This window comes from Paenibacillus periandrae (assembly GCF_022458865.1).
Lineage (GTDB): Bacteria > Bacillota > Bacilli > Paenibacillales > NBRC-103111 > Paenibacillus_S > Paenibacillus_S periandrae.
Map to the genome: position 1 here is coordinate 105348 of NZ_JAJNMU010000019.1, position 26553 is coordinate 131900.

The window sequence follows — 26553 nt, forward strand, 5'->3', positions numbered from 1 at the left end:
CTGGCTTCCGCTCGACGAAAAAAAGCCTTATCCCCAAACCATTTCGGGATAAAGCCTTTGAATGGGAAATACAGACCTAGGCCATGTCTGAAATGATCAACGTGCTGGCATAGGATTTCCATAAGGATATGTATAGTTCAATTCCTCGTCGAATGTGATGTAGTCGAGATTGACCATTAACAGCAAATACCTCATTCCAGTTTTGGGATCACTGATGATGATATGATCTCGTCCGGCTGCTTCCAGTCTGCCTTTGAATATTTTGGCATTCCATTCGCTGTTGTTCTCGTAGGTCATGTAGATTGTGGCTGTCTTGCCCAGGTTTAATCGTAAAATATTCTCGATGAAGGACTGCTCCAGAGGCAGCAGCCCGGGGACAGTTGGCGCCCCCTGTGACGGAGTAGTGGGTGCGCTGGGGATGAAAGAACCACTGGGTCCGGCAGGGGGGAACTGGCCCATCTGGCCTTGTGGTGTCCCCATAGGCATTTGAACATATCCAGGATAACCGGTGTACGGTGGTGTGCCGCTTCGATATGGGTAGTTAATCATTAACGTATTCCTCCTTCATATGGCTCATGCCTCTTCTATATTTATAAGTATTATTACGGCTTGGACGATTAGTACTAGTTGGCGAAAAAAAACATGCTTTTTTGAGACAGTTGTATCACAGCAGTCCGACTGTTTCTGAGACTGCAGCAGCAAGAAAAGAGCCAACGCCACCTTTTATAAAAGGTGAATGTTGACTCTCTACTTACATGAGTTGTGATAATCAAAATGGTTAGAAATTGAAATTGTCCGGATCAGGTCCGAAGCGATGATTCTCGTTCAAGCCATCGAGCAGAGCAGAGTCCTCAGCGGATAAAGTGAAATCAAAGATCGCCGCATTTTCCTGGATTCGTTTGGGATTGACGGATTTGGGAATCACGACAATACCATGCTGAAGTCCCCAGCGGAGAATAATTTGCGCCGCAGATTTGTTATATTTGTCAGCAAGCTTGGCAAGCACGGGAATATCCAGATTCCCTTGCATTAATGGGCTCCAGGCTTCAACCTGAATCTTATGAGATTGGCAGAAGCTGCGCAGCTCCAGCTGAGTCAGGCGGGGATGCAGCTCGATTTGGTTGACCATCGGGACGATTTCGCTCCCCTTGATCACATCCTCCAAATGATGCACCTGGAAATTGCTGACACCAATAGCTCTGACAGCGCCGTCTTTATAGAGCTTTTCCAAGGCGCGCCAGGTGTCTTTATATTTGCCTTTTACCGGCCAGTGAATCAGATATAGATCGATTACGTCCAGACCGAGTTTTTTGCGGCTTTCATCAAATGCTTGTAGAGTAGAATCATAGCCCTGCGAGGCGTTCCAGACTTTAGTGGTAATGAACAGCTCTTCGCGTGCGATTCCGCTTTCCTTGATGCCAATACCGACACCATCCTCGTTGCCATAGGCGGCTGCGGTATCGATGCTGCGATAACCTGCTTGAATAGAGGACTTCACGGCATTAATGACCTCGTCGCCATCCTTGGTTTTCCAAACGCCCAAGCCTAGAAGCGGCATTTTGATTCCATTATGTAACTCTACGCTCTCCGTAATAGATACAGTCATCGTATTCATTCCCTCCAAAAGTTTTGTTCGCTAAGCAGAATTTTATTTTCTGAATCTTCTGCCGGTTCTCATTATAACACTGCGCACCGTGAATGGAAAATTCTACTGTAACCCAAGTGTTCACTGAAATTTGGATAAAAGGCACAAAAGAAAAACAGCTCGCGTGTACCGCGGCTGTAATTTTCTTCTGTATGAGTTATACGGCAAGATGTTTCTTTACCTGCTCCTCGCTGAGTGTGGAGGAGCTTCCTTCGGCGACGATTACGCCTTTATCCAGAACGTAATAGTAATCAGCAATGCTTGTGGCAAAGGATAAGCTTTGTTCGACAAGAAGCACCGACATTTGTTTGCTTGCTTTGATCGTTTCGATGACGTGCTCAATTTCCATAACGATCGAAGGCTGAATACCCTCCATGGGTTCGTCGAGCAGCAGCAGCTCAGGTTCAGACACTAAGGCGCGTGCGATGGATAGCTGCTGCTGCTGTCCTCCACTGAGGTCCCCGCCTTTGCGGCGTATCATTTCCTTGAGTACAGGAAACATCTCATATACGTTGTCAGGAACCTTGCTCTTGCGTATACGGCTTGCTTCCAGACCGAGCATCAGGTTCTCCTCTACAGTCAGCTGTGGAAAAATATCGCGTCCTTGAGGGACATAGCCAATGCCACTTTTGGCTCTGCGATCCGGAGGGAATGGAGTCATATCGTTCGGCCCATAATGGATCGATCCTTTTTTGGGTTTGATAAGGCCCATAATGGTCTTCATTAATGTTGTTTTGCCGACGCCATTACGACCCATCAGGCAGATCACTTGCCCTGGCTCAACCTTCATCGTAACGTTCCGCAGAATCATGCTTTCCCCGTAACCCGCCTCCAGTTCATGTATACTCAGCATTATCGCTCACCCCGTCTTCCCAAATAAACTTCGGCGACCTTATCATCATTTTGAACTTCCTGCATCGTACCTTCACACAGTACAGAGCCTTCATGCATGACCGTAACGGTTTTGGCAAATTGCCGGACAAAGTCCATGTCGTGCTCGACAACGATAATGGTTTGTTGGTCGCTGATCTTGTGCAGCAGCTCACCTGTTTTCTCGGTCTCACTGTCTGTCATTCCGGCGGCTGGCTCATCAAGCAGCAGAAGCTCAGGCTGCTGAATGAGCAGCATCCCGATCTCCAGCCACTGCTTCTCACCATGGGAGAGTGAGCCTGCTTTATCCTTGGACTTTTTCTCCAATCCGATCATATGCAAGTAATATTTCATGCGATCGCGCTGCTCGACAGTCGTTTGAGCAATAAGAGAACTGAGCAAACCGCGTTTTTGCCGCATGGACAAAAGCAGATTTTCCAATACCGTTAACGTAACGAAGATGGAAGGAGCCTGGAATTTACGCCCGATTCCAAGCTGTGCGATCTGGTGCTCCTGATGTTTAGTCAGATCCACGTGGTTGCGAAACATGACTTTCCCTTTTGAAGGCTTAACCTTGCCGCATAAAACGTCAAGCAATGTCGTTTTGCCGGCGCCGTTGGGTCCGATCAGGAAACGCAGCTCACCGGATGAGAGAGAGAAGTCTAGTCCACGAATGGCTTTGAAGCCATCGAAATCTACCTCTAACTGTTCAATACGGACCAATTCGCCAGCTGTTTCTTTTCTTGGTGATGTTTCCATCCTGGGAACAACCTCCTTGGAGTTTTTATCATTTTACTTGGTCGTGTGGGCGGGCTCTTTATCGCTTTGCAGCTCTGAATATTTGGCCAAGGAAGAGGGCGGTTTCAGCAGATTCGATTTTTTGAACGGATATAAGCCCCATTTTTCACAATAGTCTTGAATGGTACCGACAAGTCCTTTTGGGAAAAAGAGTACGGCAACGATGAACATCGCGCCGAGAATAATCGGCCACCACTCGGGATAAGCTTCGCTGAAAGAGGTTTTCGCCGAGTTGGTAATCACAGCACCCAGTACAGCACCGTATACCGTGCCGCGTCCTCCAATAGCTACCCACAGCACCATTTCAATCGATGGTACGATGCCCATCTGGGCCGGGGAGACAATGCCTTCCTGTAAGACAAACAGGATGCCTGCCAATCCGGAGAGTGCAGCGGAAAAGCAGTAAATGAACACCTTGTACGTAACCGGATTGTAGCCGATAAAGCGTACACGGTTCTCGGCATCGCGAATGGCGACGAGAATTTTGCCAAGACGACTGGAGACCATCCATTGACACAGGATCAGAGTTCCGATGACGACGAAGGCGGTAATGTAGTAAAAAATCAATTTTGTCGACGGCTCACCAACATTCATCCCGAGAAACGTTTCAAAGTTGGTTAAGCCGTTCGTCCCGCCGGTATAGCCCTGCTGACCGACAAACAAGGTAACGGTAATGATAACAAGAGCTTGTGAGAGGATAGCGAAAAAAGAGCCTTTAATTCGATTGCGAAAGGTCAAATAGCCAAGGACGAACGCTACGGCTACTGGAACCAAAATCGCGAGTAACAGGGTAACTCCAGCCGATTGAAATGGCGCCCAGAACCACGGAAGCTTATCCACTCCGCTCCACGACATGAAGTCAGGAAGCTCTCCATGCGAAGCAACGAGCTTCAAGTGCATCGCCATACAATAAGCGCCAAGTCCAAAATAAACACCGTGCCCTAAACTAAGAATGCCCGTATAGCCCCAAATCAGATCAAGTCCCATGGCGATAATGGCGTAGCACAGAAATTTGCCCAAGAGTGAGAGTCTGAACTCTGATAAAAACATCGGCGCCGCCAGCATCACGGCGAGCAGGATGACGGTAAATACGATTTTCATCTTCGTGTTGGTGATGGCCATTTTATCAACTCCTAAGAGTTTTGCGTAGCAAAACTGACTTCGTAAGCATAAGCTGAGCTTCCTTTAGGAAGCTTACTTCGAAAGCATAAACTGAGTTTTGCGTAGCAAAACTGACTTCGTTTCATCCTCCAAAACCCGGTGATAAAAAAGCGGAGTAGTCAATGTATTAGAGTGTGTTCAAAAAATTAGCAGAGGAGATAGGGGTGTGGAGTAGGAGCGCAGCGTTCGCCTTTGAAATCGTGAATATACCACCTAATATAATCAATTTTCACGAATTCAACAGCTAAGAGTTTGCAAAAGCAAACTGGCTTCGGAAGCATATGCTTGGAGGCATACCCCTTCTCTATAGCGACCCACTTTTTTGGACATTCTCTAGTTCATACATTAACCACGCAGCGGCACTTATTCACCGTAACCTCTAATCCAAAGCCCGCGATTTTATCGTAACCAGACCTGAAGGCTTCCATTGCAGGAATGCAATAATGAGAGTGAAGACAATAACCTTGCCTAAGGTAGCGCTGGTTGTATACTCGAATACGGTGCTTAGCACACCGATGCCCAGAGCGCCGGCAATGGTACCAATGATTTTGCCGATACCACCAAGAACAACAACCATAAAGGCGTCGACAATATAATAAGTGCCGATAGTAGGTCCTATAGGTCCAACCAAGGTGAGTGCGCAGCCGGCGATCCCCGCCATACCGGAGCCAAAAGCGAACGCCTGACCGTCGATGCGTCGGGTTGAGATTCCTAGGCAGGAAGCCATACTGCGATTTTGCATAACGGCCTGCATATTGCGTCCGCCGCGGCTGTGGTACTGATACAAATAAATAATGGTAATGCAGACGATAACAAGTCCGATGATGAACAATCTTTTGTAGGGAAGCATCAGGTCCGTACCGAGTGCAAGACCGCCTTCGAGCCATTGAGGAGCTTTGACAGCCACGTTGGGAGCGCCAAAAATCTGCCTTGCCAGCTGCTGCAGGACGAGGCTGACGCCCCAGGTTGCGAGCAGGCTGTCGAGTGGTCTGCCGTACAGAAAACGAATGAGCGTCACTTCGAGCAGCCAACCAATTACAAACGCCACACCAAAGGCAACAAAGATCGAAATGATAAAATACCAGCCGAACGCTGATGCAGGCACATATTTCTGAAAGATTTGCTGGATCGTATAAGCCATATAGGCGCCAATCATGATAAACTCCCCATGGGCCATATTAATGACATTCATAAGTCCGAACGTAATCGCGAGTCCGAGCGCAATGAGCAGGAGAATGGAGCTCAAGCTAATACCGTTAAAAAGTTGGAGCAGTAACAAGCCCATCGGAGTCAGCCTCCCTTATAAAATGCAGGACTGCCCTAAGCGGGCAGTCCTAATTTAGAATGTGTACCCGGTTAGTCCATGATGGCTGGAGCATGTTTCACTATTTCTTGGTAACCTCTGCGCCCCATGGGTAAGTTTTAAGGAATGGATCAGGTTTGACAGGCTTGCCAGAGTTCCATACTTCTTTAAATTGCCCGTCAGCTTGAACCTGACCGATTCGAACAGTTTTGTATACGTGCTGATTGTCGCCATCGATCATGACTTTACCGCCAGGAGCATTAAATTCAAGACCTTTAGCTGCGGTCTTTACTTTTTCCACATCGAAGGAGCCGGCTTTTTTCACAGCCTCAGCCCATAAGTAAACACCAAAGTAACCTGCTTCAATCGGATCATCGGTCACGCGGTCTTTGCCGTATTTGGCTTTGTAGGCTTCAACGAATTTTTTGTTCTCCGGTGTATCGGTTGTTTGATAATAGTTCCATGCTGCATAGTGCCCTTCCAATACGGAAGCGCCGATGCCGCGAATTTCTTCTTCGGCGATACTGACCGATAACGTAGTCAAATCCTTGGCGCTGATCCCGGCATCCTTCAATTGCTTGAAGAAAGCTACGTTGCTATCACCATTCAGGGTATTGAAAATGACGTCGGGTTTATCTTTTTTGATTTTACTAATAATTGTATTGTAGTCGGTATGTCCGAGTGGAGTGTACTCTTCGGCAACCGTTTCGCCGCCTTCAGCTTTCAGCTGTTCCTTGATGATTTTATTGGCGGTTCTTGGGAATACGTAGTCAGAGCCTAAGAGGAAAAACTTCTTGCCCTTGTTTTGCAGCAGCCAGGTTACTGCGGGTACGATTTGCTGGTTAGTTGTTGCACCTGTGTAGAAGATGTAAGGGGATGATTCCAAGCCTTCATATTGAACCGGGTAGAAGAAAAGTCCTTTGTTTTGTTCAACGACAGGAAGCACGGCCTTGCGGCTGGAGGAGGTCCAGCCTCCAAAAATAACGGCTGCCTTGTCTTTTTGCAGTAATTTTTTCGTTTTCTCTGCGAATGTCGGCCAATCGGATGCCCCATCCTCGACAATCGGTTTTAATTGTTTTCCAAGTACGCCCCCAGCTTTGTTAATCTCTTCAATCGCCATCATTTCCGCATCTTTAACGGATACTTCACTGATGGACATCGTTCCGGTGAGTGAATGTAGAATGCCTACAGGGATCGCTTCATCTTTACCTGCTTCCGGTTTGGCTTCGGCCGTAGTACTTGCCGCTGCTGCTGGAGCTGCTGCCGGCTGTGTCTGAGTAGCACATCCTGCCAGTAATACGGTGAGCGATATACTTACCGCCATTAAAACGTTGATCCCTTTTCTCTTTGCCAACATTCCATCCACTCCTTTTAAATATACTGAATGTGATGAATACTAACATGTAACATGATTTCTGATCTGAAACCAGAATTTTTCTGTCTAATCGATGCAATTGATGTTAGTTCACGTTTATCATCATAATTTAAATGTGATATATATGTCAATATAAATAACATAAAATAACTTGAATAAATTGGATAAATTATCTTACATAATTCGACTTTTTCGCTAAAATGGTTCGTAAAAACCTTTAAAATACGGAAGATTGATCATTGAGTACATAAAAAAATCGATGTTGATGATTTACAGCAGATTAGATTGCGAATATAATAAACGTATTAAATGTTAATTATTCGCCTTTATCGTGTTATGTTATTTTCCACATCGAGGTTTTGTGTGAAGGAGGTTCACCTGGAATGCATTTAACGGAAAGAGAAAAGGAAAAGCTGCTGATAACGGTAGCGGCAGATCTTGCCCGAAGGCGATTGAATCGGGGGCTTAAGTTGAATTATCCAGAGAGCATAGCTTTGATTACATCGGAAATTATGGAAGGTGCCCGAGACGGAATGACGGTTGCGGAGCTGATGCAATTTGGCACGAAGGTATTGAAAGTGGATCAAGTGATGAAAGGTGTGCCTGAAATGATCCATGAGGTACAAGTTGAAGCAACCTTTCCCGATGGGACCAAGCTGGTTACGGTGCATCAGCCTATTGGTCATGGTTAAGTTCAACCATTCTGATTTTCTGATAAAGGAGTGAGCTGCCATGATTCCTGGTGAATATCGCATCAAGGCGGGCGAGATTGAATTAAATAAAGGAAAACGTACGATACGTATATTGGTAACGAATATGGGAGACCGGCCGATTCAGGTTGGGTCGCATTTTCATTTTTTTGAGGTGAACCGCGGGCTTCATTTTGACAGAGAGACTGCCTTTGGTATGCGACTCAGTATCGCTGCGGGCACAGCTGTACGCTTTGAACCCGGAGAGGAGAAACCGGTGGAGCTTGTTGAATTAGGCGGAGCGAAGCTGTCCTTTGGCCTCAATCATTTATCTCAGGGCGAAGCTGCGCACGGGCAGATGACGGAGGCGACCAAGCAGCGATTGGATGTATGGAAGGAGGGTCCGGTCTTTTATGGCAAAGATGGATCGTAAGGCTTATGCACAAATGTTCGGCCCGACTACAGGCGATGCCATTCGTTTGGCGGATACGCAGCTATGGGCAGAGATTGAGCAGGACTACACTGTATATGGAGAAGAATGCAAGTTTGGCGGCGGCAAGGTTATACGCGATGGGATGGGACAATCCAGTCGTCATACGCGGGATCAGGGCGTTCTGGATACATTGATTACCAATGCGATTATTATAGATCATTGGGGAATTGTTAAAGCGGATATCGGGATTAAGGACGGTATTATAGTAGGAATAGGTAAAGCGGGCAATCCCGATCTGATGGATGGCGTACAACCTAATATGATCGTTGGTGCAGGAACGGAAGTTATCGCCGGTGAAGGCAAGATCATAACGGCCGGTGGTATTGATACTCATATTCATTATATATGTCCACAGCAGATAGAAACCGCATTGGCTTCCGGCGTCACGACGATGATCGGTGGCGGTACGGGTCCGGCTGCAGGAACAAGCGCGACTACTTGTACACCAGGTATATGGCATATGCACCGTATGTTGGAGGCGGCGGAGGCTTTTCCGATGAACCTGGGCTTTACGGGTAAAGGAAATGCATCATTTCCAGAACCGCTTATCGAACAGGTAGAGGCAGGAGCGATTGGACTAAAGCTTCATGAGGATTGGGGAACGACTCCGGCTGCTATTGATACGTGCTTGCAGGTGGCGGATCGGTACGATGTGCAGGTGGCGATCCACACGGATACATTGAACGAGTCCGGCTTTGTGGAGGACACATTGGCTGCTATTGGCGGCAGAACAATTCACACTTATCATACTGAGGGTGCGGGTGGAGGGCATGCACCGGATATTATTAAAGCTTCCGCTGAGCTGAACGTGCTTCCATCCTCCACGAATCCGACCCGACCTTACACGGTGAACACAATCGAAGAGCATCTCGATATGCTGATGGTATGTCATCATTTGGATAGTCGAATCCCTGAGGATGTAGCTTTTGCTGACTCCAGAATTCGTCCGGAAACGATTGCTGCCGAGGATATATTGCATGATTTGGGCGTGTTCAGCATGCTGAGCTCCGATTCGCAAGCGATGGGACGGATTGGGGAAGTGATCATAAGAACGTGGCAGACAGCAGATAAAATGAAGCAGCAGCGTGGATATTTACCTGCTCCGGATGAACTGCCGCGGCAAGCTGGGGTTACTGCGGACGATCAGGATAATTTTCGTATTAAGCGCTATATTGCCAAATATACGATCAACCCGGCAATTACACATGGTGTTTCTCATTTGATAGGTTCAGTGGAAGTAGGCAAGCTGGCTGATCTTGTGCTCTGGAATCCGATGTTTTTTGGTGTGAAGCCGGAAACCGTATTGAAGGGCGGGATGATCGCCTATGCGCAGATGGGGGACCCCAATGCTTCGATTCCAACACCACAGCCAGTCATGAGTCGTCCGATGTTCGGTGCTTATGGGCGTGCGTTGAATCAATGTATTACCTTTGTATCTCAGGCGGCCTTTGACCTTGGTGTTCACACACAGCTGGGACTGCAAAAAAGGATAGAGCCTGTGAAAAATTGCCGGTCGATCACCAAAAAAGATATGATCCATAATGGAGAGACACCGCGGATTGATGTAAATCCTGAAACCTATGAGGTCAAGGTGGATGGAGCTGCTATCACATGCGAGCCTGCCAAGGTTTTGCCGATGGCACAGCGTTATTTTTTATTCTAGAAGTCCGGTGAATAAGTCTCGCTGCGCGGCCAAATATCCTTCCGGGATGGTGCTTACGAAGCCAGTTTGCTTAAGCAAACTCTCAGCTGTTGAAATCGTGAAAAGGGATGAGATTAAGCGGTTTATTCACGATTTCAAAGGCGAATGCTTACGCTTCTCCAGGATCATTTGGCCGCTCCGCTCGTTCTTCACCGGACTTCTGATAAGCAGCAGGCATACGAAGTAAATTTTTATGAAAATGTGGTGATCTCTTGCAGCAGGCACAACCGCCCATGACCAATTGGCTCTCCTATGTGCAGCTTCTGGATTCTGCCCTGCCGATCGGCGGGTTTTCCCATTCCTTCGGGCTGGAATCCCTTGTGCAAAATGGCAGGGTGCACACGTCCGCTCACCTGAGGGAGTATGTGGAAACGATGCTCGTTCAGAGCTGGGCTCCCATCGATGGACTCGCCGTCAAGGCGGTCTATATGTATGCCCCTCAGGAGCAATGGGAAAATCTGTGGAAGATTGATCAGATGCAGCATGTGCAGCGGACATCATTGGAAACTCGCGATGGTGTAGTGAAAATGGGACGCAGGCTGCAGCAGCTGGGACTATCGATTTACCCGGAGCTTCCATGGGGTCAGCTTCAGGAAGCAATCCGCCAGCAGAAGTGCTTTGGCACACATCCGTTGATTCATGGCTGGCTGAGCTATCATTTACAGGTACCGTTGTCGATGGCGGCAGAAGGCTATTTATATGCTTGCACCTTTACCTGCATCAATAGTGGCCTGCGGCTGATGTCCATTGGCCAAACCGAAGGTCAACGTCTGTTGGCTGAGATGCTGCCTGTTATAGCGGCGGCCTGGAAGCAAGCTGAGCATGGAGATCCGTTCGAGGATGGCTTTGGAAATACGCCAATGGCAGAAATGGCCATGATGCAGCACGAAAATTTATATTCCCGTTTATTTATGTCCTAACTACAGCTTTTAACACTTATAAATCAGGAGGAATGTCGTATGTGTCAAGGTGGAGCACATCATCATCATGAGTGGGAAGCGCCGGAGAAAAGTCATTTGGATCGTCCTATGCGAATAGGTATAGGGGGTCCTGTAGGATCAGGTAAAACTGCGCTTGTGGAGAGGCTCGCTCGCAAATTGAACGATAAATACAGCATTGCTGTCATTACGAATGATATTTATACGAAGGAAGACGCCAATATTTTAATTCGTTCCGAGGCGTTGACTGCAGATCGTATTATCGGGGTAGAAACCGGAGGTTGTCCGCATACAGCGATCAGAGAAGATGCTTCGATGAACTTTGAGGCCATTGACGAGCTGGAGAAGCGCTTTAACCATCTCGATATTATTTTTATCGAAAGTGGTGGTGATAATCTGGCTGCGGCATTCAGTCCGGAGCTGGTGGATCGCTTCATCTATATTATCGACGTAGCTCAAGGTGAGAAGATCCCCCGTAAAGGCGGCCCTGGTATTATCCGCTCGGATATGCTCATCATCAACAAAATTGATTTGGCTCCTTATGTAGGTGCAAGCTTGACGGTTATGGAAGAGGATACTCGCAAAATGCGCGGGGACCGCCCGTTTATTTTCTCTAACATGTTTGATGGTCATGGTGTTGACGCTATCGTAGAGTGGGTAGAGCAGGAATTCGATCATGCCTGAAATCACCGGCTGCATCACCGCTGCTTTTAAGGAGCGGGAGGGGCAGACGAGGATCAGCGATAAATACAACACCTACCCATTAAAAATTGCCAAGACATTTGCTTTCGATTACGGTCAGCTTGGTGTGTATATGATGGATGCTTCTCCCGGTATTATGGCAGGTGACCGATATGAAATGAGCTGGCGGTTCGATGAACGCTCGAATGTGTATATGACGAACCAATCGTATACCAAGGTGCATCCGGCGCGTCCTGAGCAGGGGGATTCCGAATCGGTGCGCGCGAGTGAGCAGATTCAATCTTTGACATTAGGGCGGGATAGCTATGTGGAGTACATGCCCGAGCCCGTGATGCTGTATAAGGATGCTGTGTTGTATAGTCGGATGGATGTACAGATGGAAGCAGGATCGACCTTGATTCTTAGCGACCTCATTTGTCCGGGGAGAACACAACGAGGCGAGCTGTTTCAATATGAGCATTATGAAAATCGTCTAAGCGTTACTTACGTGGATGAGCTTATTTATTGCAGCAAGCAGCGGATCGTACCTGCACAGCAGCGGCTGAACACAATCGGCTGCTGGGCTGAGTTTACGCATCTGGGGGCACTTTATATATTCAATGAGCAGGTCGACGCAGCTTTTGTGGAAGCATTGAACTTATTTATGGAACAACTGCTGATAGCAGCCCAACTGGAATATGGCATTAGCCGTACGTACAAAAATGGTGTGGTTTTATCCATATTGGGGCACAGAGTATACGAAATTCAATCCTTACAGGAAGCTGCCTGGCAGTTCGTTCGTCAGCAGCTCTTTGGCAAAATGCCGCTGCATGTACGTAAATAAGAATAGATACACCAAGCAGCTGGACGTTATTGAGAACTATCCTTTGAAATAGCGAAGGATAGGTACTCAACAGCGTCTTTTTTCAGTAGATAAAAACGCCAATTTTATCCATATAGCTACATAACATACATATAAGTTGACTATGTATTTGGAATAAACTAAAATGAATTCATAAAATAATTGCCTTGCGATAAATCTACGATCGGATGCTGTGATCCCCACAAGCCCGGTAGCGGACTGAATGAATGGAGCCGCCTGTTGAGAGACCTCGACGGGTTTTTGCAATTTATTAATGAAAAAGAAGAGGAGCGATTTTCGTTGACAGATACTAATTCCTTTCGCATTTTATTATATTACAAATTTGTTCACATCCCGGAACCAGAGTTGTTTGCAGCCGAGCATCTTGAATATTGCAAAAGCCTGGAGCTAAAGGGACGTATAATCATCGCAGAAGAAGGCATTAACGGGACTGTATCGGGTACAATTGAGCAAACGGAGCAATATATGAAGGATATGCACAATCATCCGCTTTTTTCGGACATGGTTTTCAAAATTGACGAGGCCAAAGAGCATGCCTTCAAAAAAATATTTGTCCGTCATAAAAAAGAGCTTGTCACCCTAAGATACGAAGATCACCTGGACCCCAATGTTCTGAGTGGTAAACGTCTCTCCCCTAAAGAGTTTCATGAGCGGCTTCAAAACGAGGATGTTATCATCCTGGACGGTAGAAATAATTATGAATTCGATCTTGGACACTTTCGTAATGCGATCAAGCCTGACGTCGAATCCTTCCGTGATTTTCCGCAGTGGATTCGTGATAATCTGAAGGAAGCCAAGAATAAGCCCATTCTGACCTATTGCACAGGCGGAATCCGGTGCGAAAAGCTGACAGGAATATTAATGAATGAAGGCTTTAATGACGTTTACCAATTGGAAGGTGGAATTGTTACTTACGGAAAAGATCCCGAAGTTCAAGGGAGATTATTCGATGGCAAATGTTATGTATTTGACGATCGCGTCTCGGTCACCATTAATCGAACCGATGAGGACGTGATTGTGGGAGTTTGTCATCATTGCAGCAAACCAACTGATACCTACATTAACTGTACGGATGATTTGTGCCATCACCAGCATCTTTGCTGTGATGAATGCCAAGAGCTGTATAAAGGTTATTGTACCCCAGAATGTGAAAGTAATGACAAAGCAGTTACCAAACTTGGTTAAGCAATAACACCTGCAGGTTATTCCCGATCCTTGCTGGTTATCTTAATAGAAAATACAGACCGATGGTTTAACGCAACCGTCGGTTTTTCTATTCTGTATGCCCTGGAAATAGTGACAATCCGGCTACATATTTCGTCTGAAGATGCGACAATATTTTGAATTCGTGTCGTGCTTTATTGTCAAATGGATTTGAGGTTGATATGATAAGGATTGTAAAAGTTAGAGAGGAATGTCGCCGCAAATGCTTCATATAGAGTTTTCAATGAAAACTCAGAAGATGCTTACGAAGTCAGTTTTGCTAAAGCAAAACTCAGAAGATGCTTACGAAGTCAGTTTTGCTAAAGCAAAACTCTAAGGAGGATACAATCAGTGAAAGATCAACTCAGCGTTAACCTTACGGCCGATTCGTTACCTGCCGCATCGGAAGCGGAGCATGTGGACCATGGCCCTGTGACCTGGAGGGATTTTGTACAGCTGGCCAAGCCGGGTATTATTTTTTCGAATTCCATAACTGCGTTTGGTGGTTTTTGGGTAGCCTCTGGATGGCAAGTTAACTGGCTGCAATTGTTGTTTACTATGCTGGGAACTGCATTGGTGATGGGTTCGGGTTGTGTACTTAACAATTATCTGGATCGTGATATGGATACGAAGATGGCTCGTACGCAAAATCGTGCGCTGCCAAGCGGTAAGCTATCGCCTCAGGTCGTCATGTGGTATGGGATTATCTTGGGCGTGATTGGTGTATCCGGTCTGTGGCTGCTAGTTAATCCGTTAGCTGCATTATTGGGTATGATCGGATTGTTCGCTTATGTATGGATTTATACGGCATGGTTTAAACGTACTTCGGTATGGAGTACAGTTGTCGGCAGCTTTTCCGGTGCGATACCTCCGGTAATCGGCTATTGCGCCGTACGCCATGATATCGATGCGGGAGCGATTATATTATTCGCGATTTTGTTCCTGTGGCAGCCTCCGCACTTTTGGGCGCTTGGTATTCGTCGTATGGAGGAGTATCGCGCAGCAGGGTTTCCGTTACTGCCTGTTGTTAGAGGCACTTATGTCACGAAGATCAGTATGATCCGTTATGTTGTACTGCTAGTGCCTGTTTCCATGCTGTTGTATGTGTATGGTTACGTTAATGTCATTTACTTCTACGCGGCAATTGTAATGGGACTATATTGGGCTTATCTCTGTATGAAGGGCTTCAAGAAGACCGAAGGCGAAGAAGAAGTGCTATGGGCGAAGAAAACATTTATTTATTCGATTAATTATTTGACACTGTTATTCATCATTATGGTCCTGACTACAGTGGCGAAATAATAACAGCTCGAAAAACGATTGTATGTAGCTTCAAGTCCCATGGCAGCATGGGATATTTTTTTTATCGAAAAGGATGGGAATACAAATGAACAACGCATTTTTACAAAAAAACGGCTTTAAGCTGATCGTTATTGTGCTTCTTCTTGCTATGATCGGTACATTGGGGTATATGGTTCTCAAAGGCAACAGTGCAAGCAGTAAAATGGAAGTCATGAAAAAAGCTCCTGATTTTAAGCTCGATAATATTGATGGCAAATCGATTAGTCTGGCAGAACTGGCCGGACGCTCCAAGCTTGTATACTTTTTTTATTCCACTTGTCCTGATGTATGTCAGCCAACTACGTATAACCTATCCAAGGTGCAGGATGCTTTGGTGAAAAAAGGCGTTTTCGGTGATAAAACAGCTATTGTATCGATTTCGTTTGATCCAACCAAGGATACGACAGCGCAGCTTCAGCAATTTTCCAAAAGCTTTCATGCTGATCCTAAGGGCTGGTATTTCCTCCGCGGTGATGAGGCGGCAACTATCGATCTTGCGCAAAAATACGGGGTTATGGTGGTCAAGGATCAACAAGGTCAATTTACGCACAGCAATCTGATTTTGCTTGTTGATAAAAAGGGAGATATGAGAAGGTACTATGCGGGTAACGACGCTGATTTGGATGTTGATAAGATCGCTCAGGACCTGATCGAATTAAGCAAGGAAGGATAGGTGTATACTAGCTAAGGGAGCGCAAGCATGACGTACTTCATTTATATTTTACTTAATAATGTGATTCCGCTCTCCATCATGATTGCATTGGGTGTTATTCTGTATAGAGCGTTCAAGCTGGATATTCGAACGCTTTCGAAGCTGAACTTTTATCTGTTTTCGCCCGCGCTTGTGTTCAAAATGCTGTATGAATCTTCTTTGTCGATGCAATTGATGCTGCAAACCTTGCTGTTTTTTGCGCTTCACCTGGCAGCGATGTTTTTGCTGGTAGAATTCATCATGCGTGTGAGAGGCTACCAGAATAGTATGATCACGGCGATGCGGAACAGCGTCATCTTTTATAATAGCGCCAATTATGCGCTTCCGCTCAATCAGCTAGTGTTTGTCGGTGATGCGTTCACGCTCTCCATTCAGATTATTATTATGATGATGCAGTCGCTGCTGCCCAATACGTATGGTGTGTACAGTGTGAATGCCCATAAAAATGATCTGCGGCAAACGCTGCGTACGATATTATCGCTGCCAGTGATCTATGTGATTCCACTTGCCTTTCTGATGCGCTGGCTGCATATTCCTATTCCTGATCCGATCTATATGCCAATTACATATATTTCCAATGCTTTTGTCTGTACGGCACTCATAACCTTGGGTGTGCAGCTGGGAAGCATGAAGTGGACGCTGATGTTCTCTGATGTCATGCTCTCCAATGTGCTTCGTTTGTTGATTGGACCCGCTGTAGGATTTGGTATCGTATGGCTGCTGGGTATTCATGGAACGATGGCCCAAGCGCTTGTGCTTGCGACATCTGTACCAACCTCACTGAGCAGTGCATTGATCGCAGTAGAATACGATAATGAACCGGAATTTGCTTCACAGGTAGTATTTTCATCCACCATATTTAGTATTTGTACAGTAACACTGGTCATTTATTTAATCCAATTTATTGCTTAGAGCCGGATCTGGAAGCGGGTAGTTAATATACGCCTCCAAACCGGCTTTTTCTAATTGTAGAATCAGATATTCATCGGGTGTACCCTCTACTCCTGCATAGCCTTTTCGGGTATATATTTGTTCAGCATCCGGGAATGTATCTCGTAAAATGGCACGGATCTTTTTGCCGGAGGAATCGTTATCTGTAAATAAAAATATCTCACTGCTATCGGCCTGCTTCTTTAAGGATTCAAGCCGCTCCGTGTTCAAGGATCCAAACGTACAAAGTATAGTAATGTCCTCTGTTAGCAGTCTTCGCAGTCTGCTTTTGTCATTCTTGCCTTCTACAATGATCGTAATAGACATATCAGCACCTCACAAGTTCACTAGATGATTTGGCTTTCTCATGTAGTATATCCACTTTCGCCATCCATTCCAAGCTGTTTGTATTTCCCAGGAAATGTCGAAATAAAGCTTGTCCGCTTATTCGGTTCATTGGAGCTGCTGGTTTGCCTCGTAGTTGTTGTATTAAGATTTTGTGAGAATTTTGTGAGAACGGTTTGATAGAATGATTAGAATAGACAGACAAAAAAATTTCGACAAGATCACAGCGATCATGAGGAATACATGGTAGTATGAACTTATTGTTGAATACCATGGGAGGGGTAAGTAGTTGATAGGCGTATATTATCGTAAGCTCCTCGTGATGGGCTTGATCTTTTCACTTTTCATGGCGCTATTTATCGCAATATATGCTCAAACGATACCAAATCGAGATACTCCGCCTGCAAAGCATGGAGTACAGGATTTGTCTAATTGGGATTTCAACAGACAGGGATTGGTTGTCCTGGATGGCGAATGGGAGTTTTATGAAGGCCAAATGCTGGAGCCTGCTGATTTTAAGCAAGGATCGCGTACTGCAGCTTCCTATATATCTGTACCCAGCACATGGAAGGGAGATCAAACGGTTGGCGGGGTAAGTAAAACGGGATATGGAACCTACAGGCTGAAGGTGATCGTTCCGGTTACGGACGAAGTATTAGGGTTAAAAATGAGAAGCATCCGGATGTCCCATCGTTTATATATCAATGGGAAGGTCGAGGGGAGCAGTGGACAGCCAGCAGCGGATCCCCTCCTGCATAAGCCTGGAAATACGCCTTACACCGCGTTTTTTCAACCGAAGGACCGTGAACTTGAAATTGTGATTCAAGTGGCCAACTATGTGTATGTTAATGGCGGTATCGTCAATTCGATCCAACTCGGGCTGCATCAGGACATTACGAAGATGAATAGTATTCAGATTGGAACTGATATTGCGGCTGTTTTTATTTTGGGTATGTTTGGGGTGTATCATCTTAGCTTTTATTTTCTGGGCAGGAGAGAGAAAACTTATTTATTTAGTGGACTGTATTTGTTAACCCTGCTGCTAAACCAGATGCTTTTTGGCGAGAAGCTTCTGCTAAGGCTGCTGCCTGAGCTTCCTTTTGATGCCGGCTACAAGCTGCTTGATTTAAGTGAGTTTCTTAGCGCGGCTGTGATTATATTGTTTTTTTGCTCCATTGATATGCGTCTTCTGACGTCCCGTAAAATGAATCTCATGCTGGCTCCGATTGTTTTGTATATGGCAGCGACACTAACACTGCCTTATCAAGTACACAGTCAAATTAAACCTGTTTTCTTACTATATATAGGAATCACTGCGATGTATCTATTGGGACGAATGATTTATTTGTACAGCTTGAATGAACGGGATTCTTCAAATCGCAAGGAACTGATGTTATTCATTTGCGGTATCGTTTCGCTGACCGCTTTTTTGATAGATGGAATTTTATATACCGTGAATATCGTCCCTACCGACCTGCTTGGGAAAGTAAGCATTCTTTGCTTTATTGCATTTATAAATATGCTGCTTTCTATACGATTCGCGAACGCCTATGAGAAGACAGAAAAGCTTACGCATCAGCTAATGGTTTCCAATCAGCGGAAGGATGAGTTTTTGACTCATACGTCCCATGAGATCAAGACGCCGCTGCATGGCATTATGAACATGACATCGCATTTGCTGGTAGATGAGGAACGAAATTTAACATTGAAGCAAAAACAAAATTTATGGCTGATCAAGGATACTTCCGTCAAGCTATCGATGTTGATTCACGATTTGATTGATGTTACTCGTTTAAAGCACGGAGAGCTGCGATTGCATCTGACCGTTGTTGATGTGAGGGTTGTGGTGCAAATTGTGTTTGATGTACTGGAATTTGAACTGTTGGGTAAGGAGGTTCGGTTTGATAATCGAGTAGGTTCCGATGTCTGGGTTCGGGCGGATGAGAACCGTCTGCGTCAAATCATGTACAATCTTGTGCATAATGCCATCAAGCATACAGTCAAAGGTACGATCACAGTAATGTCGAGTGTACTCAATGACACGGTATCGATATTCGTTGAGGATACGGGAACCGGGATCTCCAAGACTAAGCAAGCCGCCATATTTGGTTATTTTGAGCAGTTCAATCAGCCGATACCGGAGGATGGCTACACGGGTATGGGTGTTGGGTTGTACATTAGTCGTAAGCTTGTCGAACAAATGGAAGGGGACATCCGGGTTGATTGGTCAGAGGTCGGACAAGGAACACGAATGATGTTCACATTGCCAAGCGTGGCTCCGATTCCATTCTACCGTGAAACAGCCTATACAACATTAGAGCCTCAGCGTGTCACGCGTGACCTCCTGCCTCTGGATATTCTGGATCAGCAGGGTCATACGATTATGATTGTCGATGATGAGGCTTCGAACATCCATATTTTGCTTAACATTCTGAAGCGGCATAAGTATAACGTGCTTACAGCATTATCGGCCAAAGAGGCGCTGGTTAAGATCAAGCAGCACCCTCAAGTCGACTTGGTTATTCTGGATGTTATGATGCCTGAAACTTCCGGAATTGAATTGTGCCGTATACTTCGAGGAGGCTATTCGATTCTCGATCTGCCCATCTTGTTTACGACTGTCAAGGAAACCTCCCAGGATATTGCTATTGGCTTCAGAGCAGGGGCTAACGATTATGTTACCAAGCCGTTTGATGCAGAGACGTTAATCGCCAGAATCCAGACTCTGCTTGCCATGAAGACCGCGATTCAGGAAGCCATTCGCAATGAACAAGCATTTCATCAAGCCCAGATCAAACCACATTTTCTGTACAATGCACTGAGCAGCGTGATTTCTTTTTGTTATACGGACGGAGAGAAGGCAGCCTATTTATTAACGATGCTCAGTGCATATTTACGTTACATCCTTGATATGGATCGCTCAACCTTATTTGTTCCTTTGTCCCGTGAATTGGAGCTGATTCATGCGTATGTTGAGATCGAAAGGGCTCGTTTTGGTGAACGGTTTGAATTTGTATGTGACGTTGATAAAAGTGTTCACTATCATCATATTCCTTCCTTATGCATCCAGCCGTTTGTAGAAAATGCGATTCGACATGGACTGTTCGAGAAAGAGGGATATGGACAAGTTACACTTAAGATTGACGAAGGTGAAGGGTATATAAAGGTGATCATTGAAGATGATGGCATCGGGATCCCGAATGATCTTCTGTATCAAATGTCCAAAGGTGAATCTCCAAATGTCGGAATTGGTATCCCCAATATCCGTAAACGACTGGATACGATCCCAGGTGCTACCTTGACCTTTAGCTCCGAGATGGGAAGAGGAACCAGAGTCACTATGTATTTGCCATCAGGCTTGAACGGGCTGATTCCGTAGTGTCGATTAAGGCAGATTCTTGCCAAGCTAAATGATCTAATGCCACTCCTGGGAGGGATACCATTGTTTAAAGTCATCATTGTCGAAGACGAAAAACCGATTCTTGATTTAATGAAATACGTGATCGGTCACAATCAGAACTACAACATTATTGGGGCCTTCACGAATCCGCTGGAGGCGCTCGCTTGTCTACCCCTGCTTAAACCTGATGTCGTTTTTCTGGACGTGGAGATGCCGAGGATGAACGGTCTAGAGCTTGCACAAAAAATAGTTGAGCTGTCGGAGGAGATCCGAATTATTTTTACGACAGCCTACAGGCAGTACGCATTGGATGCCTTTGAGGTATTTGCCTTTGACTATATTCTAAAGCCGGTGACACCAGCGGCAATTGAACGGGTCGCCAGCCGCCTGATCAAGAAGCAGAAGCCTGCCCTTCCTGCTGAGCAAGAAGATCAGAGAGCCTCTATCCACTGCTTTGGAGGATTTGAGGTTCGTAATCGGGAAGGTGTAACGATTCGTTTTCCGACGCGCAAGTCGGAGGAACTGTTCGCCTTCTTTCTTTGCCATCCGGGGAAGGAGCTAAGTAAGTGGCACCTGGTGGATTTACTTTGGCCTCAGATGCAGGAGGACCGTTCTTCACATAATTTACACAATACGATTTATCGTTTGAAAAAAATACTCAAAGAGCACCGGATTGGAATTGATATCCAGAATACTAATGAAGGGTACAGGATGGAAGTGTCTGATTTCATGTACGATGTTCTGGCGTTCGATCGGCAACGATCAGCTCTAAATGGAGTCTTGCAGGATCATGCGCATATGGATTGGTTGTGTTCCCTCTATAAAGGCCCTCTGCTCGATAGGAAAGATTATGTGTGGAAGACTTCACTTGAAGAAGGATACGTTAAACAATATACCTTGCTGGTTCGTACTCTGATCGAGAGCGATATGGTCGCACAGGAATGGACGAAAGCTGAGTTGAGGCTGGATGCTTACTTGTCGCTATATCCACTACATGAGGAGATGAATCAGCTCTTGATGGACATCTTTACCCGTAGTGGAAACACGGAAAAGATAGCCAAGCATTACGAGAGGTTTGCTGCCTCATATCGACGGGAAATCGGATTGGAGCCATCGCAGGAGATGAGGGACCGAATGACTACCTATATCCTATAATTGTAAATTTGCAAATAAGTTCAAATGCAGAGAGGACATCGAAGACGCGTTCTCTCTGTTTTTTTGTGGTCTTGTAACCCATATGCTGAAAGCACCACGGAAGCAAACCGGGTTTTGTGAGAATCTTGGGAGAATCGTTTGCTAGTATAAAAATGTATGCAAACCATAAGCAGAATTTGAAAGGAATGAAAGAGATGAAAGCATTGCAGAAACAAAGAAGCAGGAACGTCAGGAGCCGCAAATGGCTGGCGGCCGTATTGGTATTGCTGCAGTTGTTTGGATTATTCGGATTGGCGGGTATTTCGAGAGCTTTTAATGGGAGTTTTGCAGGGGGGACAGGAGTATCCGGCGATCCGTACCTGATTGATACGGCTTCCATGCTAAACGAGGTCAGAAATGATCTGTCCGCCCACTATAAGTTAATAAACGATATCGATTTGTCTTACTACGGTCAAGGGGCAGACTGGGAGCCGATAGGCACCGCCGGCACTCCCTTTAAAGGGACATTCGACGGAAACGGACATACGATTAAAAATCTTAGAATCGCATCGACTGCGGATAATCTCGGTTTATTCGGTGTTGTCGAAAGTTCCCAGATCAATAATATCGGTTTACTTAATGTGAATATAAGCTCTTTATCCGCCAATAATGTCGGCAGTTTGGTCGGCTGGGCCAAAGCTACGACAATCAGCAATGTATTTGCTACAGGGTCCGTTACAGGGGGATCGAATACGGGGGGATTGGTTGGTTTTGCTGAAAGTGTTTCTGTGCCTATGTCACCCACTCAAGCCGTACAGCTGCACTATACATATTTTAACGGCGCTGTCGAGAGTAGGGTAAGCACTGCCAGCGGTTTGGTTGGCAGCAGCAGCACTCCGGATACTTACATATTTTACAGTTATGCTGTTGCCACGGTCACAACTCCGATAAACAATAATACATCCAGCGGTTTGATGACAACAGGCGGCGGTACTAACATTGGTTCCTATTACGCGTCCGATATTACCGGATTCACCCAGGGGTTAGGCACTCCGTTAGTATCCTTTGACTTGATGCTGAGAGCGACGTATATTTATCCTGGTTCGGGCTGGGACTTCACGAATACGGGAGCATGGGGGTTGGAATCGAATAAAAACGACGGTTACCCCTATTTGAAGGCGTTTGACCATGCCCCTACTGCTTCATCCGTCACGATAAGCGGGACAGCCAAGGTGGGTCAGACCTTAACCGGCAGCTATACGTATCAGGATACCGAGAACGATGCTGAAGGCACGTCCATCTTTAAGTGGTACAGTGCAGATAATGCCTCAGGCACGTCCGAGAGTGTAATAAACGGCGCAACGGGCCGAACCTATATAATTGGGGGGAAGGAATACGTAGGCAAATATATCCGCTTCGAGGTTACGCCTGTAGCAGCAACAGGCAAAGCAACAGGAATAGCGGTGAAGAGCGCCTGGTATGGTCCGATTGTGCATCCTTTTGCGGGGGGAGCAGGTTTGGAAGCGGACCCTTGGCTGATCGAAACCGCAGAGCAGCTCAACAGCATCAGATACTATCTGTACCCAATCGGACATCCACAGTATAAGAAAGGATATTATAAACTGACGGCTGACATCGATCTGGGAATAGCTCCTTATAATGAGGGAACAGGCTGGGTGCCGTTAGGAACCACCGGGGCGATTCCTTTCACAGGAAAATTTGACGGAGACGGGCATACGATTTCGAATTTGAAAATTGCTTCGTCGGAGCAGCGGCCAGGCTTTTTCGGGGTTATCCAAGAGGCGGAGATCCAGCGTCTCGGCTTGAAGAACGTGGATATCCAATCGAGCTCTAATTTTGTCGGCGGTCTGGTTGGTCATGCTATGAGTCCGACAACAATTAGCCAGGTGTATGCTACAGGCTCTGTTAAAGCGGGGTTGGGTTATGCAGGGGGACTAATAGGTTTAGTAGACAGCAGCCCGATAACGATAACGGATTCGTACTTCAAAGGCAAGGTTGAGAGTAATTCTATATTTGCAGGCGGACTGGTTGCAAATGCCGACGGAAGAAAGCTCGATATGCTCCACTCGTATGCAGCTGCTGTGGTCACATCGAACGTTCCGGCTACAACAGGAGGCTTGTTCGGCTCCTATTCAAATGGAACCGGTACGATAACGGAGTCTTATTATGACAAGGACGTTTCCGGCTTAAGCGATACCGGGAAGGGCGAGCCTAAAGCCACAGATGCCATGAAGCAGCAGGGAACCTATGTCAACTGGAGCTTCGCTGATCCTGGCGTGTGGAGGATAGACCCTTACAAAAATGACGGTTATCCCTATTTGGAGTGGCAGAAGTTCAATAGTGCTCCGACCGCTGCAGCTGCCGCAATCAGCGGAGCTGCCAAGCTTGGTCAGACCTTGACCGGCAGCTATACGTACAACGATGCCGACGGTGATTTGGAGGGAGTAAGTCTCTTCAAATGGTACCGCTCAGATGATGCGGCTGGAACGAATAAATCAGCCATAACGGGAGCAACGGCCAAAACGTACGTTTTGCAAGAGGCGGACTATGGTAAATTTATCAGCTTTGAAGTGACGCCTGTAGCGCAGGCAGGCGTAACGACCGGTACGGCTGTGGAAAGCGCGAAAACCGCGGCGGTTACAGAGGAGCCGCTTCCAGCACCTGCAGGGCTAAGTGCATCAGCCGGAGACGGACTGGTTGCACTGAACTGGAGCAGCGTAACGGGTGCAACGTATTACAACATCTATTCAGGCACAGCAAGCGGTGTCTATAACGGAGTGCCTATCGCTACAGTGACAGGCTCAACCTACAATGTAAACGGCTTGGTGAACGGCACAGCCTATTATTTCGCGGTGAAAGCGGCCGATACCAGACGGATCAGCGAATACTCCAATGAAGCTTCAGCAACTCCGCAGGCAGGCGTTGTATTGCCTATCTATCCAACCTTGACAGCGGTCAGCATAAAAAGCAGCAACCTGGCTACGACACTAGCCAAAACCGGAGATACAGCAGCATTGACGTTTACAGCGAGCAAGCCGCTCAGAGCTCTGCCTGAGGTGACAATCGCAGGACGTGCGACGAGTGTAACGAGTGTCGGCAGCAGCGTATACAAGGCTGCGCTTACGTTCAATGGCAGTGAAAGCGAAGGCATTGTCGCATTCTCCATTGATTTTGCCGATTTGAACGGAAATGCGGGAACACGCGTAAGTGCCACGAAGGATGGCAGCAGCGTGTTGTTCGATAAAACCGCACCAGTTGGAACGCTAAGCATTAACAACAGTTCGGAAGTCACAAGCTCAGCTTCTGTCAGCCTGACGATTACAGGAAGCGACGGCACGGGTTCAGGTAGCGTACAAATGCGCTTCTCCAATGATAATGCGACCTGGAGCGCGTGGGAAGCTGTGACCGGAACAAAAGAGTGGACGCTGCTCCCAGGCTACGGAGCAAGAACAGTTACAATGGAGTTGACGGATGCAGCGGGCAATGTAACAACACCCGCGATTAGTGCCGCGATTACCCTGCGCAATTCGTCCGGCAGCGGCAGCAGCTCTTCGTCCGGTGCTTCACAGGGTGAGACCATTACCGTTAATGTAGAAAATAGCGGCAACGGCGGAGTTATGTCCACAGCGGTCGTACATCGTACAACAGGGGCAGATGGACGGAAAAAGGATGAAGTTTCACTGACGCCGGGTCAGGCGGACAAGCTGGTTGATCAACTGAAAGCAGCAGGCTCCAGCTCTGCCAAGCTCGTCATTCCTGATCCTAAGGATGAGGTTTCAGAAATTAAAGTGACATTGCCGAAAGAATCGACAGCCAAATTAGCGGATAATAAAGTAGATTTGGAGATCAGCACGAATAACGTGCGTGTTCTTATTCCGGACGTGGCGATGAATGGCTGGAAGGAAGATGTATTCTTCAATATCGTGCCGGTCAAAACAGAGAGCGAACGCAGTGAAATCGAACAACGCGCAAGAACGGAGCAGATTGTGCGTGAAGCCGCAGGCAGCGCAATAGTCAACGTGTTGGGTCGTCCGATGATGATCGAGACGAACATGCAGAACCGCCAGGTTACACTGGTACTTCCTCTGCCCGAAACGGGCCTGAGTGAGCAGCAGCTCAAGGAACTGGGCATCTTCATCGAGCATAGCGACGGTACTAAGGAGCTGGTTCGAGGAGAAATCGTGCCATTCGATACAACAGGTAAGCTGGGCATACGGTTTACCGTGAACAAGTTCAGTACGTTTGCGGTCGTTCAGTTAGGATCGCAAACAAGCAAAGTGCATCAAGCGTATATGACGGGCTATCCGGACGGCACATTCGGACCGGAAAAGCCAATTACGCGTGCGGAAATGGCAACAGTGTTAGTCCGATTGTTCGGTAAGGATAAAAGCGTTAAGCCGGCAGCCAAAGTCTTTACGGATGCTGCGCAGACTCATTGGGCGAAATCAGCCATTGACCTAGCAGCGGACAGCGGACTGATGGACGGCTATCCGGACGGCAGCTTCAAGCCGGAGCAGACCATTACACGCGCGGAAACGGCAACCATTGCAGCGCGTTTGAGCACGGCCACGGACGGCGCAGGCGGAGACAGCTTCTCCGACACTTCAGGTCACTGGGCAGCGGCAGCGATCGTAAAAGCGAAAGCGGCGGGAGTAGTTAATGGATACGAGGACGGTACATTCCGTCCTGAGCGGACTCTTACCCGCGCTGAAGCGGTGACGATTTTTAACAAGCTGGCAGGTCGCGAAGCGTGGTCGGTATCCGATGCTAAGTGGAGCGATGTACCTGCAAGCCATTGGGCGTTTAAGAACATTCAAGAGGCGTCCGTTGATCATACTCATGAGCCCGCGACAGTACGCTCGGAGCGGTAGAGAAGGCTTGTTGAACCTGTGATTCTGGTTTCAGTCACAATTAAAGAGTAACAAGGAA

Annotated in this window: 21 protein-coding genes; 13 read left to right on the top strand and 8 right to left on the bottom strand. The window is 46.8% G+C overall.

Annotated elements, in window-relative coordinates; genetic code table 11:
* Positions 1 to 96: 96 nt before the first annotated feature.
* The 7 genes from gerQ to urtA all read right to left on the bottom strand — a co-directional run bounded on the left by gerQ (position 97) and on the right by urtA (position 7134).
* The gene (gerQ, locus tag LRL21_RS29125) at positions 97 to 549 is read right to left on the bottom strand and encodes a spore coat protein GerQ (RefSeq protein WP_240419279.1); all 453 of its coding nucleotides are present in this window, start codon (positions 547 to 549) and stop codon (positions 97 to 99) included.
* A gap of 229 nt (positions 550 to 778) precedes the next feature.
* Positions 779 to 1606: an aldo/keto reductase gene (locus tag LRL21_RS29130; protein ID WP_240419280.1), complete on the bottom strand. Its 828-nt coding sequence runs from the start codon at positions 1604 to 1606 to the stop codon at positions 779 to 781.
* 196 nt (positions 1607 to 1802) lie between these two features.
* On the bottom strand, positions 1803 to 2498 hold the full coding sequence (gene urtE / locus LRL21_RS29135) for an urea ABC transporter ATP-binding subunit UrtE (RefSeq protein WP_240419281.1): 696 nt from the start codon (positions 2496 to 2498) through the stop codon (positions 1803 to 1805).
* Entirely contained in the window at positions 2498 to 3274 is a 777-nt protein-coding gene (gene urtD, locus LRL21_RS29140) for an urea ABC transporter ATP-binding protein UrtD (RefSeq protein ID WP_240419282.1), read from the bottom strand. The genes urtE and urtD overlap by 1 nt, the downstream gene beginning before the upstream one ends.
* Positions 3275 to 3307: 33 nt before the next feature.
* Complete coding sequence (gene urtC / locus LRL21_RS29145; RefSeq protein WP_240419283.1) at positions 3308 to 4435, bottom strand: urea ABC transporter permease subunit UrtC; 1128 nt, start codon at positions 4433 to 4435, stop codon at positions 3308 to 3310.
* A gap of 418 nt (positions 4436 to 4853) precedes the next feature.
* The gene (urtB, locus tag LRL21_RS29150) at positions 4854 to 5759 is read right to left on the bottom strand and encodes an urea ABC transporter permease subunit UrtB (protein ID WP_240419284.1); all 906 of its coding nucleotides are present in this window, start codon (positions 5757 to 5759) and stop codon (positions 4854 to 4856) included.
* 100 nt (positions 5760 to 5859) lie between these two features.
* Positions 5860 to 7134, bottom strand: a complete 1275-nt coding sequence (gene urtA / locus LRL21_RS29155) for an urea ABC transporter substrate-binding protein (protein ID WP_240419285.1) — start codon at positions 7132 to 7134, stop codon at positions 5860 to 5862.
* A gap of 401 nt (positions 7135 to 7535) precedes the next feature.
* Here urtA and LRL21_RS29160 point away from each other — a divergent pair, with 401 nt between their 5' ends.
* The 10 genes from LRL21_RS29160 (at position 7536) to LRL21_RS29205 (ending at position 16706) form a co-directional block, all read left to right on the top strand.
* Entirely contained in the window at positions 7536 to 7844 is a 309-nt protein-coding gene (locus LRL21_RS29160) for an urease subunit gamma (RefSeq protein WP_240419286.1), read from the top strand.
* A gap of 40 nt (positions 7845 to 7884) precedes the next feature.
* Positions 7885 to 8274, top strand: coding sequence for an urease subunit beta (locus LRL21_RS29165; RefSeq protein ID WP_240419287.1), 390 nt, complete (start codon positions 7885 to 7887; stop codon positions 8272 to 8274).
* Positions 8255 to 9997: an urease subunit alpha gene (gene ureC, locus LRL21_RS29170; RefSeq protein ID WP_240419288.1), complete on the top strand. Its 1743-nt coding sequence runs from the start codon at positions 8255 to 8257 to the stop codon at positions 9995 to 9997. Before LRL21_RS29165 ends, ureC begins: the two co-directional genes overlap by 20 nt.
* Positions 9998 to 10269: 272 nt before the next feature.
* Positions 10270 to 10956 (top strand): urease accessory protein UreF, encoded by a 687-nt coding sequence (locus LRL21_RS29175; RefSeq protein WP_240419289.1) that lies wholly within the window; start codon positions 10270 to 10272, stop codon positions 10954 to 10956.
* Between the two features lie 39 nt (positions 10957 to 10995).
* Complete coding sequence (gene ureG / locus LRL21_RS29180; protein ID WP_240419290.1) at positions 10996 to 11658, top strand: urease accessory protein UreG; 663 nt, start codon at positions 10996 to 10998, stop codon at positions 11656 to 11658.
* Positions 11651 to 12499, top strand: coding sequence for an urease accessory protein UreD (locus LRL21_RS29185; RefSeq protein ID WP_240419291.1), 849 nt, complete (start codon positions 11651 to 11653; stop codon positions 12497 to 12499). Before ureG ends, LRL21_RS29185 begins: the two co-directional genes overlap by 8 nt.
* A 318-nt stretch (positions 12500 to 12817) precedes the next feature.
* The gene (trhO, locus tag LRL21_RS29190; protein ID WP_240419292.1) at positions 12818 to 13723 is read left to right on the top strand and encodes an oxygen-dependent tRNA uridine(34) hydroxylase TrhO; all 906 of its coding nucleotides are present in this window, start codon (positions 12818 to 12820) and stop codon (positions 13721 to 13723) included.
* A gap of 369 nt (positions 13724 to 14092) precedes the next feature.
* A complete protein-coding gene (gene cyoE, locus LRL21_RS29195) occupies positions 14093 to 15043 on the top strand; it encodes a heme o synthase (RefSeq protein ID WP_240419293.1) in 951 nt (316 codons plus the stop codon).
* An 85-nt stretch (positions 15044 to 15128) separates the two neighbouring features.
* The gene (locus LRL21_RS29200; RefSeq protein WP_076236485.1) at positions 15129 to 15755 is read left to right on the top strand and encodes an SCO family protein; all 627 of its coding nucleotides are present in this window, start codon (positions 15129 to 15131) and stop codon (positions 15753 to 15755) included.
* Positions 15756 to 15782: 27 nt separating this feature from the next.
* The gene (locus LRL21_RS29205) at positions 15783 to 16706 is read left to right on the top strand and encodes an AEC family transporter (protein ID WP_240419294.1); all 924 of its coding nucleotides are present in this window, start codon (positions 15783 to 15785) and stop codon (positions 16704 to 16706) included.
* Here the strand turns inward: LRL21_RS29205 and LRL21_RS29210 are convergent.
* A complete protein-coding gene (locus tag LRL21_RS29210) occupies positions 16686 to 17051 on the bottom strand; it encodes a toprim domain-containing protein (protein WP_240419295.1) in 366 nt (121 codons plus the stop codon). The genes LRL21_RS29205 and LRL21_RS29210 overlap by 21 nt on opposite strands.
* A 307-nt stretch (positions 17052 to 17358) precedes the next feature.
* On the opposite strand from LRL21_RS29210, the gene LRL21_RS29215 reads away from it, so the two are divergent.
* From LRL21_RS29215 to LRL21_RS29225, 3 genes are all read left to right on the top strand, one after another.
* Positions 17359 to 20448, top strand: coding sequence for an ATP-binding protein (locus LRL21_RS29215; RefSeq protein ID WP_338044692.1), 3090 nt, complete (start codon positions 17359 to 17361; stop codon positions 20446 to 20448).
* 63 nt (positions 20449 to 20511) lie between these two features.
* Positions 20512 to 21624 (top strand): response regulator, encoded by a 1113-nt coding sequence (locus tag LRL21_RS29220; protein ID WP_240419296.1) that lies wholly within the window; start codon positions 20512 to 20514, stop codon positions 21622 to 21624.
* 203 nt (positions 21625 to 21827) lie between these two features.
* On the top strand, positions 21828 to 26495 hold the full coding sequence (locus tag LRL21_RS29225) for an S-layer homology domain-containing protein (RefSeq protein ID WP_240419297.1): 4668 nt from the start codon (positions 21828 to 21830) through the stop codon (positions 26493 to 26495).
* Positions 26496 to 26553: the final 58 nt, after the last annotated feature.

What these genes read in the sequence shown, in the direction of transcription:
- gerQ (WP_240419279.1), bottom strand. Translation starts at nt 549, where the DNA reads ATGATTAACTACCCATATCGAAGCGGCACACCACCGTACACCGGTTAT.
- LRL21_RS29130 (WP_240419280.1), bottom strand. Translation starts at nt 1,606, where the DNA reads ATGACTGTATCTATTACGGAGAGCGTAGAGTTACATAATGGAATCAAA.
- urtE (WP_240419281.1), bottom strand. Translation starts at nt 2,498, where the DNA reads ATGCTGAGTATACATGAACTGGAGGCGGGTTACGGGGAAAGCATGATT.
- urtD (WP_240419282.1), bottom strand. Translation starts at nt 3,274, where the DNA reads ATGGAAACATCACCAAGAAAAGAAACAGCTGGCGAATTGGTCCGTATT.
- urtC (WP_240419283.1), bottom strand. Translation starts at nt 4,435, where the DNA reads ATGGCCATCACCAACACGAAGATGAAAATCGTATTTACCGTCATCCTG.
- urtB (WP_240419284.1), bottom strand. Translation starts at nt 5,759, where the DNA reads ATGGGCTTGTTACTGCTCCAACTTTTTAACGGTATTAGCTTGAGCTCC.
- urtA (WP_240419285.1), bottom strand. Translation starts at nt 7,134, where the DNA reads ATGTTGGCAAAGAGAAAAGGGATCAACGTTTTAATGGCGGTAAGTATA.
- LRL21_RS29160 (WP_240419286.1), top strand. Translation starts at nt 7,536, where the DNA reads ATGCATTTAACGGAAAGAGAAAAGGAAAAGCTGCTGATAACGGTAGCG.
- LRL21_RS29165 (WP_240419287.1), top strand. Translation starts at nt 7,885, where the DNA reads ATGATTCCTGGTGAATATCGCATCAAGGCGGGCGAGATTGAATTAAAT.
- ureC (WP_240419288.1), top strand. Translation starts at nt 8,255, where the DNA reads ATGGCAAAGATGGATCGTAAGGCTTATGCACAAATGTTCGGCCCGACT.
- LRL21_RS29175 (WP_240419289.1), top strand. Translation starts at nt 10,270, where the DNA reads ATGACCAATTGGCTCTCCTATGTGCAGCTTCTGGATTCTGCCCTGCCG.
- ureG (WP_240419290.1), top strand. Translation starts at nt 10,996, where the DNA reads ATGTGTCAAGGTGGAGCACATCATCATCATGAGTGGGAAGCGCCGGAG.
- LRL21_RS29185 (WP_240419291.1), top strand. Translation starts at nt 11,651, where the DNA reads ATGCCTGAAATCACCGGCTGCATCACCGCTGCTTTTAAGGAGCGGGAG.
- LRL21_RS29200 (WP_076236485.1), top strand. Translation starts at nt 15,129, where the DNA reads ATGAACAACGCATTTTTACAAAAAAACGGCTTTAAGCTGATCGTTATT.
- LRL21_RS29205 (WP_240419294.1), top strand. Translation starts at nt 15,783, where the DNA reads ATGACGTACTTCATTTATATTTTACTTAATAATGTGATTCCGCTCTCC.
- LRL21_RS29210 (WP_240419295.1), bottom strand. Translation starts at nt 17,051, where the DNA reads ATGTCTATTACGATCATTGTAGAAGGCAAGAATGACAAAAGCAGACTG.